Raw genomic sequence first — 20,738 nt, 5'->3', positions numbered from 1 at the left:
TTTATCAGTATGTTATTTTGACAAGTTCTATTTATCTTTTTTTTCATACAAGTACGTTTTGGTTCTGGTAAAGTCGAAAAGGAGGATGCGGTATTTTTAAGGTTTAGCTGTATTGGTAATGATGATTTCGTAGAAAAGACATTTTTTAAGTAATAGTACTCTTTTTCTATTCTTGAGATTTGCATAGGATGTATTTTTAATACTGATTTTTGTTTATGCTTATTCTCCAGGGCTATGGTAAATCACTACTGATGATGAAAATGTATCGCGACTTATTTGTACGTGTTGTTCAGAGTTGCTGTATTTTGCTGGTAGGATTTCTGAGTATTTGTGCTTCACCATCTCAGAAGCTTCCTTTTGGTCATTATTGTGCTGATGTACACACAGCATTAAAGGCAGAGAGAGCATGTGATGAAGTTTTTTCTGGATTTGTAGATCGCATTATTGAAGAAAAAACAGAACTGTCTTTACGGGATTGGGAAACAATTGCATTTTTGGTGCGAGATTATGTTCAAGTAAGAATAAAACAAGGCAATCATGCAACTAGTGCGGAGATTTTAAGAAAATTGTTATCTGTTGCTTCTATGCCTCCTCGGATTAAATCTTCTATACACCTTTCCTGGCAAAAATTAAATCCCGAGGGAGTTTCCTTAAGGGAGCTAACGGCAAAATTGCATGATATCAGTAATTTTCAAGATACTCTAGAGGATCATCTGCTACTGCAATTATATACTATGACCTTGCACAGTAGTTATAACGATCGAAAGCAAGAAATTCTTTTAGCGAAGGAACGTGGAGATTACGATGAAGCTCTACGATTGTGTTATCAATTAAAGAACAGCATGAACGAAGGAATTTGTAGCCCTCATCCTGATATCCTCACTATAGAGAAAATCTTTTTAGAAAAGATAATTCTGGCTTTACAATTGGAGCGATCTCAAGACAATATGGAGTCTTGCGCGTCATTATTGTTATCCTACTGCCGAACTGAAAAGGATTACGCACAGTCTGTAGCCGACTTAGTATTGAGAATATCTCAAGGAGAAGTTTACCGTGCCCATGAGATTGATGTTATTCTTTTAGCACATGCCCTATGTATGCTTCCTTGGAATCAAAAACAAGCGATTCATGAGTTAGAAGTACTTATTGATCATGGAAGGTATTTACAGTCACCTTTGGTGTATTGCGGGTACTTTTCTTTGTTAGAAGTTTATTGCCAAAATAGAAATTTTAAAGAACTTCATAAATTACTTACCGCTGGAGAAAAAATTTTTCTTTCCGATCATCCTTATGCTCCTGAATATAATTTTTTCCTTGCCAGTTACTATTATGAACAACAGGATTATGAGAGATCTCAAGAAGTTTTTTTATCGATTTTAAAACATGCGACAAAATTAGGAGTGACTTTAGCTAGAGTATATGAGTACCTTGGCTGTATTGCTTGTATGCATCAGCATTATTCTGAAGCAGAAGATTTTTTCTTGAGGGCATATAAAAGTTGGAATCGGCAGGAAGCAGGTTTAGGGTTATTCCTTACCTACGCTATGCAAGGGAAATCCGTGTTGTGTGAAGAATTTCTTACTCATTCAACCTTTTCTTTTGCATATCAAAACATTGTGAAAGCAATGACTTCGTTATTTTTACATCATGATCATGTGATAGTGTCTCCCGTGATGAAAGTTTGTCTGAGGTTACAGAGCCGTCAGCATGTTCCTCTTGAGGATATCTATTATCACTGTATTTATGATATGATAAAGAGATATTCTATTCGCCACCATTCTCATCCTATTTTTTCCCTTATCGATACACAAATTACACGTGCTGAACAAGAATATCTTGAAAAAACTCGAGAAACCTTGCGGGATACAGATTACTCTCAAGCATTAACTTTTTGGTTAGCCTTTCGTCAGGGCAAGTTAGCAAAAGAACATACGGGAGAACCTCTCACCCATTCTGTGTCTTTGAGAGAAATTGCTTTGTGTTGTTTTCATGCTTTGTATAATCATAACTCTGCGTCTGGAGATGCCTTAGCTCAGGTATTTTCTTCTGAATGTTCTTCTTTGCAATCTGTCATTCGTTGGGTATGGGCCTTAACAAGGTCGCATTATGATTTGAAAGATTTAGAGCGTTATTGTGAAAACTTGTCTTTACGTCCCTACGGCGATCGGTTGTACTTACTTGCTTATGATATTCAAGAGTATTTCTTAAAGAATGCTCGAGCTTTGTCACATTTGTCTGCTTTTTCTAACTATTTCCCTAATTCTTCGTTATTGCCTGTAGTTTATTATTTCCAAAGTTATGCAGAGACTACTTTGGTAAGAAAAATTAGTTGGCTAACAAAAGCATTGCATGAGTTTTCAGAAGTTACTTTATTAGGAGAGAATACGCAATCCTGGACATATCTATATTATACTGCGAAGTTAGACCTTGCACATACTTATCTTGCTTTGGGGGATGTTATACGAGCTAAAGAAGTTTTTGAGGAGGTGAAGGAAGATTGGGTTATTCCTCACCCTCAACTACTCTTTATTGAAGATTCTCGTGTTCGTATCACCATGGAAATGCGTTGGGTTATAGGCTTAGCCCATGTGTATGAAAAACTGAAAGAAAGAGATCGTTTAATTCATCATCTTTTAGAACATATTGAACAGCGTTTGCTCAACCATTCTTTACGTCGTGAATATGTTGGAGAGATGTTAATGGAGACAGTGGCTCTTTGTGAACGTTTTCTCTCTATAGAGAGTAGCAATGGTATGGTAGGCTGATGCTACACAGCGATTAACTCCAGGCCCTGAGAAGTTTTGCCCCACAATCTTGAGATTCTGAGGGATATGAGGGAGAACACAGTTTTTCATTTCTAAAAATCCCACACAGTGTTGAGGTAAACCGTCTTCAGGAGAGAATAGAGAAAAGACATCGGGTTTGCATGTAATATTGAGATATTCGGAAATTGCTGCTAGCGAAAATGCATAAGCATCTTCTTTATACCAACGGTTTTCTAAGAGTAAAGAAATCACCGTTTTTCCTGAGAGTTGCTTAGGGAAAATTTGAGAATGAAAAACAATTCCTAGTAGAGGGGGGGCATCAGAAAATAACATGCCATATCCTTGAGGTAGATGTGGGTGTTGTGTCTTCCATCCTAAAGTTGCACAGGAGAGATCCCAAGGAAGAATTTTTTTTGCAAGCTGAGACATACCAGGAATGTGGATAAGATGAGACAAAGAAGTCAATGGTCCTGTGTAAATCGCTAGATCCCCTGCAAGAGTTTCTTTTTCTGTATGAATAATTACTTGGGAAGGTAAACAGTCGATTTTTATTACAGGCGAGGAGAATTTCCACGTGACAGGTAGTTTTTTTACTAGTGTATCAATAAGAATTCCAAAACTGGGTTTTAATGAGGCAAGATAGGGACTATTCTTAGTTTTTATTGAGGATTCTTTGAGGTAACTGCGTAATAGAGATCCTGTTTGTGCTTCATACTTTGAAAGAGAAGGGAAAGCCATATGAGCAGAAAGCAGGTGGCTATGTCCAGCTCGGGTAGCTAGGACAATAGGATTGAGAATATGATGGATCAAAGATTTTGTGCTATGCCGTTGTAAGAATTCTTGCACGGAACTATCTTTATCATATCGAAAAGCAAAAAGGTCTTTGATTAAAGCTAAAGGTAGTCCCTCTTTAAGCAGAGTCCATAGAGAAATTTTTCGGGTTTTCCCTTTGTAATGGATGAATCGCGTCTTTGCTGCTTTATTACTAGTTACCAGTGAAGAGTAGAGCCCAAGTTCTTTAATTAGTTGTAGGGTGTATTTACCATCGCCATGAGTAAGAAAGCCTTTAGGTCCTAAATCTAAAGCAAAATCATTAAGATATTCCGTATAGAGTAATCCTCCAGGTCGAGGAGATTTTTCTAGAATAAGGCATTCGGTGTGAGGAAATTTTTTCTTTAACCACCATGCTGTGGATAATCCTGAAATTCCTGCTCCTATAATAAAGATTTTTCTCATATGGACTTTGAAAATTTGGGAACCGAAGAAAGTGATTTTAAGAAATAATGGTCAAAAGCAGTAGCAATGACACGGACAAATAATTCTCCTAGAGGCGTAACTGTTATAGACGAGGAACTGTTTTGTAAGAGACCCGTAGATGCCATGCTAGAGATCCTTTCTTGGCTTTCAGAGAAGTAGGTATCGAAATGATGACCATAAAGATCAGAAAATTCTTCTTTAGATACATGGAATGTGCACATTAATTTATGAATTACCCATTTTCGGATTTTATCATCTTCGGATAGGATTTTACTTTTACTCGTTGCTAGAGAACCTGCAGCTATTTTTTCATGGTAAGATTTCAATGTCTTTGTATTTTGTAAGTAAATCCCTCGAATAAAACTTGTCGCTGTAATTCCTAATCCTACTAAGTCTTCCTCAGGGGGTAAGGAATAGCCTTGGAAGTTGCGAATGAGCGTTTTATTTTTGAAGGCAATGTTTAAAGGGTCTTCAGGAAGAGAGAAATGATCTAAACCGATTGCTTGATATCCCGCTTGTGTTAGCGTATGGCGTGCATGAGAGTAAATGGCAAATTTTTCTTCCATAGAAGGTAAGGAATTTTGTTGGATTGCTTTTTGGTGTGGCTTTGCCCAGGGAACAAAAGCAAAAGAAAATAAAGCTAAACGGTCGGGTCGCATCTGCAGAATATCGGCAATTGTTTGTGCGAATGTTACTTTTGTTTGTTTGGGGAGACCATAGATTAAATCGATGTTAATACTTTCAAAACGTAATTGTCGGAACTTTTCGTAAGCTTGTAATGATTCTTGGTGGCTTTGGCGGCGACGTACAGATTCTTGCACATCGGGATGCGTGTCTTGTACGCCTAGGCTAACCCGATTAAATCCCAAAGATTGGAGGAACAGAGGTTTATTCTCATCGTTCCTTAAAGAACGTGGATCAAATTCAATAGCAATTTCTTGTGTTTCCGTAAGGTTAAATAGGCGATGTATGGCAGAAAAGAGTTTTTCAAAAAGCTTCCGAGATAGACGACTTGGTGTTCCTCCTCCAAAATGGATACGAGATACTTTTCTTTTCCCTAGAAGAGAGTGGATTAGCTCCATTTCTTGAATTAAGGTGTCGATATATTGTTCTACAATATCTTCGCGACGATTTAGTATTACAGAACACCCACAATATAGACACATAGATTGACAAAAGGGAATATGAAAATATAAAGATAAAGGATGATTGCTCTGCTGAAGAAGAGAAAAAGCTTGGTAAGCAGGCTGTGCATCAGAATTCTCCCATTCTAAAACAGTAGGATAGCTAGTGTATCTAGGTGCCGGTTGCTGGAGACCTTCTAGGAATTTAAAGTTGAGGTTAAACATAATAGTACGGCCTGAACGTTTTCTAAAGGGGTTTCAGGAAGAATACCGTGTCCTAAATTGAAAATGTACTGAGGCTGTGATTTTAAAGGAACAAGGTATTGCTCAACATAATGAATAAGTTTGTCTTGAGGCAGGAGAAGCAGTGCTGGATCGAAGTTTCCTTGTAGAGATCCTGGTTGCGGAAGAGTAGCATATAGATGTGCAAGGTCAACATGGTAATCAGGATGTAAAGTATCAGCTCCTGTGGTGTAGAGATCAATAAAGTTTTCGTAAAAGCATCGGCAAAACAAGCTAACGGGGGAAGAGGTTCCCTGTTTTATCTGAGTAATCAATTGCGTATTCCATCTAGTGATGTAACGGGAAAATAGAGAGGGAGGAAGTCGTAAACTCGAGGATTCAAATAATTGAATAGCCGAAGCTCCGGCATGGATTTGTACTTTTAAGTAAGAAGCTATTGCCGTGGTTAGTTGTGATAAAAGAGAGTCGAATTTTTCAGGATATTGGTACAAAAAGGACATTGTCTTAGGAGAATCTTTAGTATTTCCCCCATCTAAGAGGTAGTTAGCTAGTGTAAACGGAGAGGCAGAAAAAACAATCAAAGGTACAGACAAACGAGGAACAAGACGGCGAATAGCTTCCAAAAGATAAGAAAAATGTTCTTCAGGATACTTTGTAAAGAGGTAGTCGTTCTGAGGAGAAAAATTTACTTTAGGACCAGGAGAGAAATCATAGGGAATGGCGAAACCATCTAATATAGAAAGAATATCAGCAAAGAGAATAGCAGCATCTACATTTAGTAATTCTGGCCCTAGCAGGGTAGCTGCAACAATAGCTTCGGTATCATGGAAAAATTCTTTCAATGTTCGAGAGCCTTTGAGTTCTTGATACTGGGGCATATACCTCCCCACCTGTCTAAGAAGCCATGCAGGTGGACGAGAAGTGTCTGGTTTAATCAATTCATAAAATTTTGACATGATATTTCTCTAGCAAGAGGCTTGTGTAGGGAATGCTTTCTCTAAAGATTCTAAAACTTCTGATACTAATAATTCAGGAGTAGGTGATAGGGAATAAGGTAATACCTTTTTAAGTTTTTCTGTTTTTTCTTGGTGTTGTTGGATATATAAAGCATTTGTTGTGCCTTTAATACTGGTAATATGGCGTTCTAAAGCAAATATACGTATTCTAGCTAGAGCGAACAGCCATAAAACTTCATCCGGAAGAGGGCCGAAACGGTCACGCATTTCTTCTTGTATACAAGTTAATTGTTCTGGGTTTTCCGCATTTCCTATTTTTTGATAGAACTCTATGCGCATCGATGCTAGCTCTATGTAAGAGTCAGGAATACGCGAATTGTAGGGGAATTCAATTTTTACATCATCGTTGAATAACAGCGGCGATGTATTGTTTTTCAAGGCAGCTACTGTTTTTTTTAGTAATTTACAATATAAATTGAATCCTATGGCGCTAATGTGTCCTGATTGATCTGTACCCAAAATATTTCCTGCTCCTCGAATTTCTAAATCATGCAGAGCAATTTTCATTCCTCCCCCATATTCTTGTTTATTTAGGGCTTCCAAGCGCTTAGCAGCTGGGCTAGATAACCGATCTAAATGGGATACTAAAAAATAGCAATAGGCTTTTCGATTCCATCGTCCGACACGCCCTTTCATTTGATATAAGTCAGCCATACCGAATTTATCTGCTTGGTCAACTAAAATGGTATTAGCATTTGGAATATCAATACCATTTTCAATTAATGCTGTAGCTACAAGAATATTGATTTGTTGATCTTTGAATTTTTGAAAAATAGCGGCGAGTTCTTCGGAAGACATTTGTCCATGAGCGACAGCGATCCGCGCTTCAGGAATTAAAGAGCGAATAGTGTTCGCCAATCTAAAAATACTTTCAATACGATTGTGAATGACATAGGCCTGTCCACCTCGGAGTAGTTCGTGGCGTAAAGCAGCTGTTAATGTTTCATCACTATATTCCAATACAAATGTACTCACGGGAAGCCTATCTAAAGGAGGCATGGTGATGAGAGAAAGATCACGAGCTCCCGATAATGACATGTATAAAGTTCGAGGAATAGGTGTAGCGGATACAGTAAGGCAATCTACAGTGGGATAGCGTTCTTTTAGGAAATCTTTTACTTTGACACCAAAACGCTGTTCTTCATCAATAACAAGCAAACCAGGATTTTTAAATTCTAAGTGTTTATTAATAAGTTTATGTGTGCCAATAAGGATGTCAATGTCTCCATTAGATACGCCTTCAAAGATTTTTTTTGTTGTCTTGTTATCTGAAAAGCGAGATAGAACAGCGATGTTTATTGGTAGTCCCGCCATACGCTGGGTAAATGTTTCATAATGTTGGGTGGCAAGAATTGTTGTAGGAACCATAACAATTACTTGACGATGACCATCGCAAACCGTTTTTACAGCCGCACGCATAATGACTTCCGTCTTTCCGAATCCAGCATCACCACAAATAAGGCGGTCCATGAGCTTTTCTGACATCATGTCGTTATAAATTTGTTCGATAGCTTTTAATTGATCAGGAGTTTCCTCATAGGGAAAGCTTTCTTCGAATTTGATTACTTCTTCTCCATGAGGGGGATAGGTAAATGCTGCTGCTGTTGAACGTTGCGCCTCAAGTTGAAGAAGCTTTTCAGCATAGAGAATCAGAGACTTTTCAGAGAGATCGCGAGATCTTTTCCATTTAGATCCGTTGAGATTATGCAATTCAGGAGATTTTTCAGAAGTTCCCACATAACGAGAAATTAAATACGCTTGATCAGAAGGTACGTAAAGTCGTGCTCGATCTGCATACTCAATAACGAGATAATCTGTCTCAATATTTAAATGGTTGGGTTTTTTTTCTATTCCGATGAATTTCCCGATACCATTGTGCAGGTGGACAACAGTTTCTCCTGGAATGGGAACGAAAACTTCTTCAGTCGCTACAGAGGCATAACTCCGCTGTTTTTGTCTTCGTAAAACTTTTGTAGATGCAAACTCAGATAAGGAAATAGCAACAAAACCTTGTTCTACTAAGGCAAAGCTTGATGAGAGATTATGGCGTTTTTCATGAATCTGCCAGTGGGGATGGCGGAGAGTTTCTATGAGTGTGTGAGCTTCTTTTAAGGACTTAGTATTAGTATGATAGATAGATATATGGAACGGAGATTCTGTATTAGGAAGATATTCATGCAATTGTTGTAAAAAGTCTAAAAGAGGATTTCCTTCACTAGCAAAGATTTCATTAGGATAGATGAAGGGAGCTGCAACACGTGATGTTGCAATATGGCAATGGAAAGCCTCTATATGGACTTCTTGATTTTTTTTAATTTGCGCATTGGGATAGGTTGTTTCTTCAAAAAAAATTGTCGGAGATAGGAAAGCACGCGAACAAAATTCTTTAATGGATAAAAAGCGTTTAGGTAGAGAGGCAAGCGTTCCTGCCATTTCTGCAAAATCATCTTCTAATTGTGTTAAATTGTCGAAAATAAATGCAGGGGGGGAGAGGAAATAATCTAAAAGGCTGTGCTCTAAGGACTCTTCTCCAGAATTTTGTATTGCTGGAGATATGGAGAGCCTAGAAGTTTTCCCTGTAGAGAGTTGATCTGAAGGATTAAAGGGACGTATAGAAATAATTTTTTCTCCCCAAAATTCTATTCGAAAAGGCTCGGGAGAAGATAAGGGGAAAATATCAATAATCCCACCACGATAAGCAAATTCCCCTTTATCGCTAGCAAGAGTTGTATGACGATAGCCTAAATTTTTACATAAATCTATCATCGTATCAGGATCTAACATATCCCCTACGTGAATATCTAGATATTGGCTTGCTAAATTCTGAGGAGAACGTGTTTTCTCTAATAATGCTTTTAATGTAGTCACACAAAATACGGGTTTATCTTTCCCACAAAGTTCATAAAGAATTTTATCACGCTTGCCCACAGCATCAATATTGACCAGCTCAGGAGACAAATCAATTTCTGATGAAGGAAACTCTAGAGGAGGGACTTCTAAAAATGCAGAGAGATCTTCAAAAAGATCATCCAGTCGAGAACGTGTTGTTACCATAACAACGGAAGTATTTTTTTGATGAAAAAATTGAGCTGCTAAAAATGCGCGTGCTCCCGAGTGGATGTTTTCTATTAATAATGGAGTAGAGGCATGAGTAAGTTGAGAAAGAAGAGTTGGAGCTAAGTTATCTGTGTTGAAATCCATTGCCATAAAACTGTGTTTATTGTGTCTATTTGTGGGAATGTATTTGTACTACCCTGAGCAAATGTAGCTTTCCCTCCCCAGCGACCTCCACAAGGTGCTAGTAATTGTTCTAACAAATTGTTTGCTTGTAATCCTTGGTGGACAAGATCATCGGAAAGTTTAGAAAAGAGGATATATTTTCCTTGCTTTTGAGTAATCCATAAAGAGATGCTACGGTTAGGGATTCTTTGATGAAAACAATTCGCATATTGCTGTAAACGATGACTTTCTGATGCATCTAAGTACTGTACTATATAAGAAATGTCCTCTATGCGTTGACAGTTCTCAATAATTTTATCTAACTGTGCATTGATTAACTGCGTTTCTAATTCAGAAATCAGTTTATTTTGGAGTTTTTTCTCTTCTAGAACATTGTGTAGCTTATGTAGAATTTGATCACGAGGGGATTGTAAAATCACAGAGATTTCGTTAAGGTCTTCGTGATCTCGAAGAGCTAAAAGCTCAGCTTCTTTCCCTGTGACGGCTTCTATACGACGAATTCCCGTAGCAACAGCGTGTTCCTTGATAATGCGAAAGTATCCCAAATCACCTGTATATTCTGCATGAGTTCCCCCACACAGTTCATGAGAAAATCCAGCAGAAACTATTCTTACAACATCACCATACTTGTCTCCAAAGAATTGTTTAATCTCTTTGGAATTGATAACGTCTGAGTACAGAGTTTCGCGAATTTCCACACGATGGTTTTCTCGAATTTTTTCATTTACTAGGAGTTCTATCGATGTTAAGTCTTCGGGCGCTATAGCTTTGGGGTGTGTAAAATCTAAACGTATTTTTGTGTCATCAACATAAGATCCCGCTTGGCGAATATGATCACCTAAAGTCATCTCTAATGCTTTATGTAGAAGGTGGCAGCCGGTGTGATTATTGCTGATATGTGTTCTTCGGACGTAATGTACTTGCGCTGTTACTGCAGAAGACTGAGAAAGATGTCCTTGTACAAGCTCCCCATGGTGCACAATAACTCCTGGTTTTGGCGATGTTGTATGAGTTACTATAAATGTCCCATCCGAACAAAAAATTTCTCCAGAATCACCAACTTGCCCACCTTTTTCTGCATAGAAAGGAGTTGCTTTTAAGATTAAAGCACCTTTGTCTTTTTCGTTGAGAGCAGGAACTTGTTGGCCCTCATATAGCAGAGCTTCAATAAACGTATCACAAGATAGTGTGGTGTAGCCTAGGAACTTAGAATTTTCTTTTAAAGATAGTGTGTCGTAGAAAGCTATGTCATCATCCGTTAAGCTAGGAGTTTTCACTGCATTTTTCTTAGAACGCTCTTTAGCCTCTTTTTCTAATTGATCAAAAGTTGCCATATCTACAGAGAGATTATAGTCTTTGGCTAATAGTGCGATTTCATCAATAGGCAGCCCGTAGGTGTCTTTGAGTTTAAAAGCATCCTGCCCAGAAATCGTGGAAGTAGATGTTTTTATCACCTGTTGCAATAGGTTCCCTCCACGATGTAGTAATTTTAGGTAATTTTCTTCTTCCGTAGTAACAGTTTCTTGAATTTGAGATAGAGAAAGACGAAGCTCTGGATATGCATTACCCATAGCTTCAACTAGAGAAGGAACAATATCGGCTAAAAAAGGTTGGGTAAATCCTAAACGTTTTCCATAGTTCACTGCTCTGCGTAGAATTTTTCTTAACACATAACCGCGTTCTGTATTTCCAGGAAGCAAGCCATCCGCAATAGCAAAAGATAAGGAGCGCACATGATCAGCAATCACCCGAAAAGCAGCTCCTAAAGGATGGTGGGGTTGATACGGTTTTCCTGATAATTGCTCTGTTTGAGCGATGAGGAGACGTAAGACATCTGCTTCGAAAATCGTGTCAGTGCCTGAAATAAGTGCAACTAAACGCTCTAGTCCCGCTCCTGTATCTACGTGTTTATTAGGAAGAGAGAGAAGAGAACCATCTGCAGATCGATTGAATTCCATGAAGACAAGGTTCCAATACTCTAGAAAACGCTCGCCCTCAGTATCTTCTAGAGGAGAGGAGGCTTTACCAAATTTTTCTCCTCGATCAAACAGAAGTTCCGAGCAGTAGCCGCAGGGGCCTACATCTGCCATACTCCAAAAATTGTCTTTATCTGTTAAGCGAAAGATGCGATCTGAAGGTAAGTATTCCTCCCAGAGAGCAAAAGCTTCATCATCTTTCTCATGCACAGTTGCGTAAATTTGCTCAGGGTTAAAATTAAATACAGAAAGAGATACCTCCCAGGCAAAAGCAATAGCTTGAGATTTAAAATAATCACCAAAAGAAAAGTTTCCCAACATTTCAAAAAATGTGAGGTGACGTGACGTGTGCCCTACGTTAGTTAAATCATTGTGCTTCCCTCCAGCACGGATGCATTTTTGTGAAGTAGTTGCTCGAGAGTAGCTAGTTTTTTCTTTATTTAGAAAAACATTTTTAAATTGGTTCATCCCTGCATTAGTAAAAAGAATGGAGGGATCGTTATGGGGGAATACTGGGGAGGAAGGAACAATGGTATGGTGCCGATTCGCATAGAATTTTAAGAAGTTGGATCGCAAAGTATTACTTAACATAAGATGGGCTTTATCGCGTTATTAAAGTATTATAGATTGATTACAATTATATGAGAGTTATTCATTTTAGTCTCTAATCTGTCTTTTGAACACTATTTTTTCATTGGATGCATAGAATTCCTTAATTTTATGAATTCATTGCAAACAATAGTATTCTACGATGTTGTACATGTATAGTGTAGAAATCGCGTAACTTGCTTTTTTGATAATACATGCTATAATTCTGAGTTTCTTCTTTACGCAGTGCATTTAGGTCTGAAAAATGAATAAGGGAGTAGATGTAGATATCTTAGAAAAGATAGCTGGAACTCTAAAACAATTGAGTATAGAGATGATCCAAAAAGCGGGTTCAGGACATCCTGGTTTGCCTTTAGGTTGCGCGGAGCTTGCGGCTTACCTCTATGGCTATCTGCTAAAACATAACCCCAAAGATCCTCTATGGATTAATAGAGACCGTTTTGTTCTATCTGCGGGGCATGGATCTGCTTTATTATATGCATGCTTACACCTTGCAGGATATGATGTATCCTTGGAAGATTTGCAACAGTTCCGTCAGCTACATTCACGTACTCCGGGGCATCCTGAATTTGGAGAAACTAGTGGTGTTGAGGCAACTACAGGTCCTTTAGGGCAGGGAGTTGGTAATGCTGTGGGCATGGCATTATCTATGAAGATGCTCGCGGTGCGATTTAATCGACCAGAATATGAAATTTTTAATGGTAAAGTCTATTGTTTAGCTGGTGATGGCTGCATGATGGAGGGAGTAAGCCATGAATCTTGCAGTTTTGCAGGTGCTTTGAGTTTAGATAATCTTGTAGTCATTTATGATTATAATAATATTGTTTTAGACGGATTTTTAGGAGAGGTTAGTTGTGAAGACGTAAAAAAACGTTTTGAATCCTATGGGTGGGAAGTTTTTGAAATTGATGGTTATGATTTTTTAGGGATGCATGAAACATTTACTAAAATCAAACAATCCCAACAACGCCCCGTCTTAGTTATTGCTCATACTATTATAGGTCATGGTTCTCCTAAGGAGGGGAGTCATAAAGCACACGGTTCTCCTCTAGGAGAAAGTGGTGTTGAGCAAACAAAACGTTTTTGGCATTTGCCCGATGAAAAGTTTTTTGTATCTCCTGCGGTCAAAGCATTCTTTTCACAGAAACTACAGAAAGATCGTAAGTTGCAGGAAGCATGGCAAGATAATTTCTATGTGTGGTCCCGGCAATTTCCCGAACTGCATCAAGAATTTCTTTCACTTAAAGCACCCATAGTTTCAGAGCAACTTGAAACTATTCTTGAAAGCGTAGACATGCCAGAGATCATAGCGGGTCGCGCAGCATCTAATAAGGTAATTCAGAACTTAGCTCAGCATATTCCTTTTTTAATTGGAGGATCGGCGGATCTATCTAGTTCTGATGGGACCTGGATAGCCGATGCTAAGGAAATTAGTCGTCAAGATTTCTCAGGAAGGAATATTAAATACGGTGTTCGTGAATTTGGTATGGGGGCGATTACTAATGGCTTAGCTTATTCTCAAATATTTCGTCCTTTCTGTGGAACATTTTTAGTCTTTTCTGATTACTTGAGAAATGCTATTCGCTTGGCTGCATTAGCGAAATTGCCTGTGATTTATCAGTTTACTCATGATTCAATTGCTGTAGGTGAAGATGGACCCACCCATCAGCCTATTGAACAGGTTATGTCCTTAAGAATGATCCCGGGTTTACAAGTGCTCCGACCTGGAGATGCTAATGAAGTTAAGGGGGCCTGGCGTGCAGCTTTGCACTATATGGGACCCACGGCTTTAATTCTTTCTCGTCAAAATCTTCCTACTCTATCTCAAACAAAAGTTGCCTATGAAGAAGGTGTAGGGCGTGGGGCGTATATTGTATTGTCTGAGACTCCGGGAGTTCCCCTGGACTATACTTTATTTGCTACAGGTTCGGAACTTCATTTAGCTTTAAATGTAGCTAAGGAACTGATGTATTTAGATAAAAATATTCGTGTTGTCTCTTTCCCCTGTTGGGAGTTGTTTGAAAAACAGGATGCTGAGTATCGTTCTAGCGTAATTGGGGGAGATTTAGGGCTTCGCGTATCTATAGAAGCAGGATCCGCATTAGGTTGGCATAAGTATATTGGAACGGATGGCCTAGCAATTGCTATGGATAGATTTGGGTATTCTGGAACTCCCGCCGATGTTACAGAAGCTTGTGGATTTACTACGGACTGTGTAGTGCAAAGGATACTCTCTCAGTAGTCTTGATCTGAGATTCCTGAACCTGGAGGCATAATATCATCGGATTCTCCAGGTTCCATATGGGGTAGTCCTTTTGATTTTACACGATTTTTTAGGACGAAATTGAGTTTTGAAACAACTTTTACTCCGACATCAATATGGTCGTGAGTAAAGGTATCTAATACAAATTTTCCGCTTTTTTTGGTTTTTATGCCCTCTTTGCGTAAAGGTAAGTCTGAGATGATAAGTAAAGCTCCTATAGGTAAATTTCTTCTGTAGCCCGCAGAAAATAGCGTTGCGCATTCCATTTCTATAGTTTGTGCTTTATTTTCATATAATTTTTTTCGAAATTCTGTATTAAACTCCCAAAAACGGATATTTGTTGTTTGCGTAATACCAATATGATAGCTTGCTTTTCTTTCTTCTAAGACTTCAGAAATTGTTTTCTGTACAATAAAATTGGCTAACGCGGGGACTTCCGGAGGGAAGTAAATATCCGAGGTGCCTTCTCCTCTGATGCTAGCTATGGGGACAAAATAGTCTCCAACTTGATAATGTGAACGCAAGCCCCCACACATGCCTAACATAACTGCAGCTTTTGCATTAGGAAGAAAAGAACATAAATCCATGGTTAAAGCAGCACCGGGAGATCCTAATTTAAAATCTAAAATAGAGATATTAATTTGGGGTGCATGAGCAGCTGAAAACATGGAACCTTTAGAAATAGGAACTTGATATGTTTCTGCAAACACATGGGTGTAGTGTGCAAAATTGGTTAGGAGTAAGTAGGGACAAAATTCTTCAATCGCTGATCCAGAATACCTCTCTAACATGTCCTGAGCAATTTTTTTTTCATTAATTTGTTTATCTGTATCTGACATGTTGTTGCCTTGTGAACTCCATTTTGCTTAGATCCATAATTACTTGTGGTATTCGTGTCTAGAAAATTTTATAGATTTATTTTGCACATCATTTTTATTTATGCAGGTTGTAGTTAAGACATTCTTCTGGACAAAGGATAGGAGTCCGCGATAACATAGAGAAGAGAATTTTAAAGATTAGTAGCTATGGTTCGTATAAGTACTAGTGATTTTCGTGTAGGATTAAGAATAGAAATTGATGGACAGCCCTATTTGATTTTACAGAATGATTTTGTAAAACCAGGAAAGGGTCAAGCTTTTAATAGGATTAAAGTAAAAAATTTTTTAACAGGGCGAGTTATTGAAAAGACTTTTAAATCAGGAGAGTCTGTAGAAACTGCTGATGTTCGTGAGAAACCCATGCGTTTTCTCTATTCTGATCAGGAAGGAGCTACATTCATGGATGATGAAACTTTCGAACAGGAAGTCATCTTCTGGGATAAGATAGAAAATATCCGGCCATGGTTGTTAGAAGATACTATCTACACATTAGTTTTATATAACGGGAATGTCATTGCTGTAGAACCCCCGATTTTTATGGAACTCACGATTACAGAAACAGTGCCCGGTGTACGTGGTGATACCGCATCAGGAAGAGTACTAAAACCCGCAGTGACTAATACCGGAGCTAAGGTGATGGTTCCTATTTTCATTGACGAGGGTGAAGTTGTTAGAATTGACACACGCACAGGAAGTTATGATTCTCGTGTGTCTAAATGAGTTGGTGCGCGTCTAAGTTCTGTTGTATAAAAAGAACGCTTCCTCTAATTTCTACAATATGAAAGCAAAAAAAATAAAAGAGCTGTCTGTAGAAGCAGAGTTGTTAAAAAAAATGCGTGATAAAGCTGTTGCTCTTGAGGAACAGAAAAAACGTCGGGTATGGGTAGAAAAATTAATTGCTCTTCCCGAGTCTACGCGAGCTGTTTCTCCTAGCGAAGTTCTCGATACTCCTGATGTACTCAGAGCTATTGCGGAAAAAATTTATGAAGAAGGCGTGTAAATTACACGCCTTGATCTCCCCTTGTACATTGCCTTTATTCTACGTGCGCTTCTACTACAGAAATTTCAAAAGGTTCTCCGGTCGTAAGGTTTGTGATTGTTGCTGTATAAATACGATAACCTTGCGGATATAAATCAATAATATGAAAGCAAGCATTTGAAGGAAGAGAAATAGAACCACTATTTAAAATCAAGTAGGGGGCAGAGTCTTTATTGTGATACATAGCAGCTTGATGGTCATGACCATGTAGATACAAATGCACATTAGAATATTTTTTTAATGTGTGTTGTAAACTTCTATTGTTGATTAGGTCATGAGTAGGTTTCGCTGTAGATAGCAGAGGATAATGATTAGCAATAATAATATTATCTTGAGGAAGGCTAAGAATGAAGTTCTCTAGTATAGAAATTTGGGAGGATTTTATCATGCCATTAGCTGCAAACCAGCCATTTAAACAAGAGCAATCTAATAAAACTAACCACCAGTGATCGAAAAGTTTATGAAAGGAAATACCTGTATTTTGTAATGGTGTATTCGGGAAATACTGGTAAAATGTTTGCTGAATTAGAGAATGCTGGGTGTAGACATCATGATTCCCAGGAAGGACGTACACAGGTACATGGTGTGCTAATGTATGGACAAATTGCTTAGCTAATGCAAATTCTTTATCCAAGGCAGTGAGAGAAAAGTCTCCTGTAATACAAATACTATTTGCCTGTAATTGTTGAGCTAAAATGGGAAAGCCTTGCGCAATTGCTTTCGCTTGAAAATGTACACAACCAAAAACTTGACGAAGTAGACCTTTAAATCTTTTATTTGTAAGAGTTAAAGGATTTTTGGGAAAAACAGTAAAATGTATATCAGAAATATGAAGAAGACGGTGTGCTCCATACGGTTTATTATACATGTTTTCTTCTCCTTAAACGGGAAACCTTCTATGGAGTTCTCTCCACCTAAGCCGTTGTTGCTGTCCCTACTTCATTTTGTATTATTGTTTCGCAAAATTTACACGTTTTTTTGTGAAAATAGCCTATCACGTACAAGACAACATAAAGTTATGTATTCCTTCACGGACAGTTGGAGTTAAAGCGTGCTTAGCTGTTGTGAGCTTGCGTAGCTCCCCTAGACAAGGATAGGAATTACCGCGGAGCGTGAATAACTCCTTTTGTTAATAATATAGTTATTGCTGTTTCCAATGCAAATGAGAAGATGTCTTCTATTTTTCCTAAAGGGTCTAAAACTCCTGAGGCGATGAGATCTTCTATTTGTCTCGAGAGTACGTTAATTCCTAAACTAGGTGTTTCTAAGGAAATCAGTTTTTCTGTAATTGCTTTCCCATCTAATTGAACGGCATTTGCTAGTTGTTCCATAAGTGTAAGCGAACTTGTTTGCAAAATTGTTCTCGCAGCCTTTTCTTCTTCAGAAAGTTCTTGTTCATGATTTAGTTGTAAGGCGGCATAGAATATGCCCGCTCCTCCTCCGGGAATATATCCTGATTCTATAGCAGAAGTTAGTGTCGATAAGGCTATAGAGTAGGGAAGTGCAAGAGTTTCTTTAATAGGAAGGATAGCTACGGAACTTTGTAATCTTCGTTTCCTTTGTATAAGCTCCGTTTTTCTCATTTGGCAGCTATTGGTATGAATTTCCTTGTCTATTTGATGAATTTTAAGTTTAAGAAATTCTGACACACCTTTGCCATGCATAAGCATCGTATGTTTCTCAGAGATTTCTACAAAATCACAAGAGCCTAAGGATGAGCGTTCTGGCGTAGGTCCATTGGGAGAGATAGAATGAGAAAATACATTGGTTCCTGTAAATAAGCTAATATCTTCAAAGAAGGAGTTTGCTTCCGAGCACGTTGTAGGAATACGGACAACAACAATATGTAAGAGTCCTTCTAGCCTATTTAAAGTAAGTGTTGAAAGAACATTGGGATCAATATCTTGGCACACAAGAAGTAAAGATTCATGATGTTCGCTCAACTCTTGGAGTAAGGGAAGGAAGTGCAGAATTGTCGTAATCTTTTTATCGGTGACGAAAATCCGAGGTTGTGAAAGTACAAAAGAACGCGGTGGGGACTGCATAAGAAAATAGGGAACGATATAGCCATGAGGAATATGTAAGCCTTGCGTGATTTGCATGGCTGTAGATTCCTGATGAGATACAAAGATGAATCCATCAGATCCTACTTGGGAAAATGCTTCTGATATTTCTGTAGCTATCTCTAGGTCTGGTACAGCAGAAAAAATAATATTTTTTGCTTTTGTTTTATCTTTTAAAGGTAAGGACTGGTTTCTTAAAGCAGATAGCAGCTTCTTCCCCATTTTCTTTAACGCAATGCTCAGCTGATAGGGGGATAGTTCTTGGTGGCATACGCAATAGCTATTTTTAAGAAGAGCATAGAGTAAGAGAATCCCAGTAGTAATCCCATCGTGATATTTCTTATAGATTTTATTTGATAGGATTTTTGTAAAATCAACACCGATATTTTCGTAAGGATCTGATAATATAGTTTTATCTATGAGAGCGCAGCTTGTATTTCCTAGAGGAGAGTTTAGATCAGGACCGTAATGATCCTTAAGTAAGTGAAAGATTTTATCTATTCCAAGGAAAAGTCTTTTATCTGGATTATACAGTAATTTTTCCTTGTCGAACATGGATAGCCTCCGGAAACTCTTGGGAAATTTCCACACTATCAAGTCATTTTTTAGTATACAATACCTTAGGTGAAGATGAAAAGGTGGCACCCGGAATCGAACCGGGGATAGAGGCTTTGCAGGCCTCGGCCTTACCGCTTGGCTATGCCACCAAAAAAGACAAGCAGCTTTAGTTTAAGCAAAAGATGATTTTCTAGTCAGTAGGAAATCTTGGTCTTCGACAACCTTACTTGCATTGATGTAGGGTATTTCTTTATATTTATGAATAGAATATTTGACGTGCTCTTAGGTTTATTTGGAAAAATGCATTTCCTTCGGGTGTCTGCTGGCATAAGTTTAAGCAAAAGAATTAAGGCAACGCTATGCGATCTATCTTATTAGAAGATTGGGTATCGTTAATGTTATCCGATGCTAAATTCCCCAGATCAGGGAAAAAAATTTCTGGCGTAGCTATTGATAGTCGTCAAGTACGTCCGGGAGATGTATTTTTTGCATTAACTGGAAAGTGTACTGACGGTCATCGATTTTTGCATGATGCTGCCCGCGCAGGAGCCGTAGCTGCTGTTGTTTCTAGAGATTATCAAGGGAATGCTTTTGGCTTGGATTTGATTGTTGTAGATGATACTACAGAAGCTTTAAGGGAGGCAGGAGAAAACCAAGGGCATTTATTCCAAGGAACGATTATAGGGATTACAGGTTCTCTTGGGAAAACCACAACAAAGGTGTTTGCCCAAACATTTCTTTCCTCAATGTATAAGGTGTACGCGAGTCCTAAGAGTTATAATTCGCAATTAACAGTACCCCTGAGTTTGCTTCTTTCTGATGGAGATGAAGATTTTCTTATTTTAGAAATGGGAGTTTCTGAACCCAATAATATGCGGGATCTTCTTTCTATTGTAGAGCCGGAAATCGCAATTATTACGCATATAGCAGATCAACATACTATGCATTTCTCTAATGAAGGAATACGAGGTATTGTTGAAGAAAAAAGCCGTATTCTACATAAAAGCCGTATTCAGCTTTTCCCTAAGGACTCTCCATGGTATCCTTATTTTATCAAGCAATCTTCTTTTTCAGAGAAATTCTCGTTTGCTTTTTATGACGAGACTGCGGATTTTTATTATAAATTTCTTGGTGAGGATCACGTAGTTATTCATACTCCGGAAGGGGATAGTGAATTTGCTATTTCTCTTCCCTATAAGCCTGCGTATAGTAATTTATTAATCGCTTTTTCTCTGGCATGGTTATTAGATATTCCTACGGATAGGATCGAGCACTCTTTCCCTTCTTTGCAGCTTCCTCCCATGCGCTTTGAGCAGAGTACGCGCAACGGTATTCAGGTAATTAATGATGCGTATAATGCTTGCCCTGAGGCCATGTTAGCTGCCTTAGATGCTCTTCCTCATCCTCCAGAAGGAAAAAAAGTCGTTCTTATTCTCGGACATATGGCAGAGCTAGGAAGTTATTCTGAAGAAGGTCATCTAGTTGTAGCAGAAAAAGCTTTGTCAAAAGCGAATATTATTTTCTTTATTGGAGAAAAATGGCTCCCTACACAATATCTTGTTAAAAATAGCTCGTGTGATGCTTCTTTTTATCCTTCAGCTAAAGACATTGAGAAAGCCTTAAAGAGTGTTGTCCAGCAAGGGGATGTTGTCTTATTGAAAGGATCGCGTTCTTTAGCTTTGGAATCTTTATTAAGCTGTTTTTAAT

13 protein-coding genes and 1 tRNA gene are annotated in these 20,738 nt (G+C 38.3%); 5 read left to right on the top strand and 9 right to left on the bottom strand.

The window, feature by feature from the left end; genetic code table 11:
* Positions 1–254: 254 nt before the first annotated feature.
* Positions 255–2,765, top strand: coding sequence for a tetratricopeptide repeat family protein (locus M787_RS01215; RefSeq protein ID WP_021828646.1), 2,511 nt, complete (start codon positions 255–257; stop codon positions 2,763–2,765).
* On the opposite strand, the gene M787_RS01210 is transcribed toward M787_RS01215, so the two are convergent.
* From M787_RS01210 to alaS, 5 genes are read right to left on the bottom strand one after another with little or no spacing between them, the layout of a single operon-like run.
* Complete coding sequence (locus M787_RS01210; RefSeq protein ID WP_021828645.1) at positions 2,697–4,001, bottom strand: protoporphyrinogen oxidase; 1,305 nt, start codon at positions 3,999–4,001, stop codon at positions 2,697–2,699. The genes M787_RS01215 and M787_RS01210 overlap by 69 nt on opposite strands.
* Positions 3,998–5,371, bottom strand: coding sequence for an oxygen-independent coproporphyrinogen III oxidase (hemN, locus tag M787_RS01205; RefSeq protein ID WP_021828644.1), 1,374 nt, complete (start codon positions 5,369–5,371; stop codon positions 3,998–4,000). Before hemN ends, M787_RS01210 begins: the two co-directional genes overlap by 4 nt.
* Positions 5,344–6,345 carry a uroporphyrinogen decarboxylase gene (hemE, locus tag M787_RS01200; RefSeq protein ID WP_021828643.1) on the bottom strand — a complete coding sequence of 334 codons (1,002 nt, stop codon included), beginning with the start codon at positions 6,343–6,345 and terminating at the stop codon, positions 5,344–5,346. Before hemE ends, hemN begins: the two co-directional genes overlap by 28 nt.
* Before the next feature lie 9 nt (positions 6,346–6,354).
* Complete coding sequence (mfd, locus tag M787_RS01195; RefSeq protein WP_021828642.1) at positions 6,355–9,606, bottom strand: transcription-repair coupling factor; 3,252 nt, start codon at positions 9,604–9,606, stop codon at positions 6,355–6,357.
* Entirely contained in the window at positions 9,582–12,212 is a 2,631-nt protein-coding gene (gene alaS / locus M787_RS01190; RefSeq protein WP_021828641.1) for an alanine--tRNA ligase, read from the bottom strand. The genes mfd and alaS overlap by 25 nt, the downstream gene beginning before the upstream one ends.
* A 262-nt stretch (positions 12,213–12,474) precedes the next feature.
* Here alaS and tkt point away from each other — a divergent pair, with 262 nt between their 5' ends.
* Positions 12,475–14,472: a transketolase gene (tkt, locus tag M787_RS01185; protein WP_021828640.1), complete on the top strand. Its 1,998-nt coding sequence runs from the start codon at positions 12,475–12,477 to the stop codon at positions 14,470–14,472.
* Here the strand turns inward: tkt and M787_RS01180 are convergent.
* On the bottom strand, positions 14,466–15,332 hold the full coding sequence (locus tag M787_RS01180) for an AMP nucleosidase (protein WP_021828639.1): 867 nt from the start codon (positions 15,330–15,332) through the stop codon (positions 14,466–14,468). The genes tkt and M787_RS01180 overlap by 7 nt on opposite strands.
* A 186-nt stretch (positions 15,333–15,518) precedes the next feature.
* Between M787_RS01180 and efp the strand changes: the two genes are divergently transcribed.
* The gene (gene efp / locus M787_RS01175) at positions 15,519–16,091 is read left to right on the top strand and encodes an elongation factor P (RefSeq protein WP_021828638.1); all 573 of its coding nucleotides are present in this window, start codon (positions 15,519–15,521) and stop codon (positions 16,089–16,091) included.
* Positions 16,092–16,149: 58 nt separating this feature from the next.
* Positions 16,150–16,371: a hypothetical protein gene (locus M787_RS01170; RefSeq protein WP_021828637.1), complete on the top strand. Its 222-nt coding sequence runs from the start codon at positions 16,150–16,152 to the stop codon at positions 16,369–16,371.
* Positions 16,372–16,405: 34 nt separating this feature from the next.
* On the opposite strand, the gene M787_RS01165 is transcribed toward M787_RS01170, so the two are convergent.
* The 3 genes from M787_RS01165 to M787_RS01155 all read right to left on the bottom strand — a co-directional run bounded on the left by M787_RS01165 (position 16,406) and on the right by M787_RS01155 (position 19,180).
* A complete protein-coding gene (locus tag M787_RS01165) occupies positions 16,406–17,278 on the bottom strand; it encodes a metallophosphoesterase family protein (RefSeq protein ID WP_021828636.1) in 873 nt (290 codons plus the stop codon).
* A gap of 232 nt (positions 17,279–17,510) precedes the next feature.
* Positions 17,511–19,028, bottom strand: a complete 1,518-nt coding sequence (gene groEL3 / locus M787_RS01160) for a variant chaperonin GroEL3 (protein ID WP_021828635.1) — start codon at positions 19,026–19,028, stop codon at positions 17,511–17,513.
* A gap of 81 nt (positions 19,029–19,109) precedes the next feature.
* Positions 19,110–19,180 (bottom strand) — tRNA-Cys (locus M787_RS01155).
* 210 nt (positions 19,181–19,390) lie between these two features.
* On the opposite strand from M787_RS01155, the gene M787_RS01150 reads away from it, so the two are divergent.
* Positions 19,391–20,737, top strand: coding sequence for a UDP-N-acetylmuramoyl-tripeptide--D-alanyl-D-alanine ligase (locus tag M787_RS01150; RefSeq protein ID WP_021828634.1), 1,347 nt, complete (start codon positions 19,391–19,393; stop codon positions 20,735–20,737).
* Position 20,738: the final 1 nt, after the last annotated feature.

This window comes from Chlamydia gallinacea 08-1274/3 (assembly GCF_000471025.2).
GTDB classification, from domain to species: Bacteria; Chlamydiota; Chlamydiia; order Chlamydiales; family Chlamydiaceae; genus Chlamydia; species Chlamydia gallinacea.
Note: the sequence above shows the minus strand (reverse complement) of the source record. Positions and strands in the feature narration are given on the sequence as shown.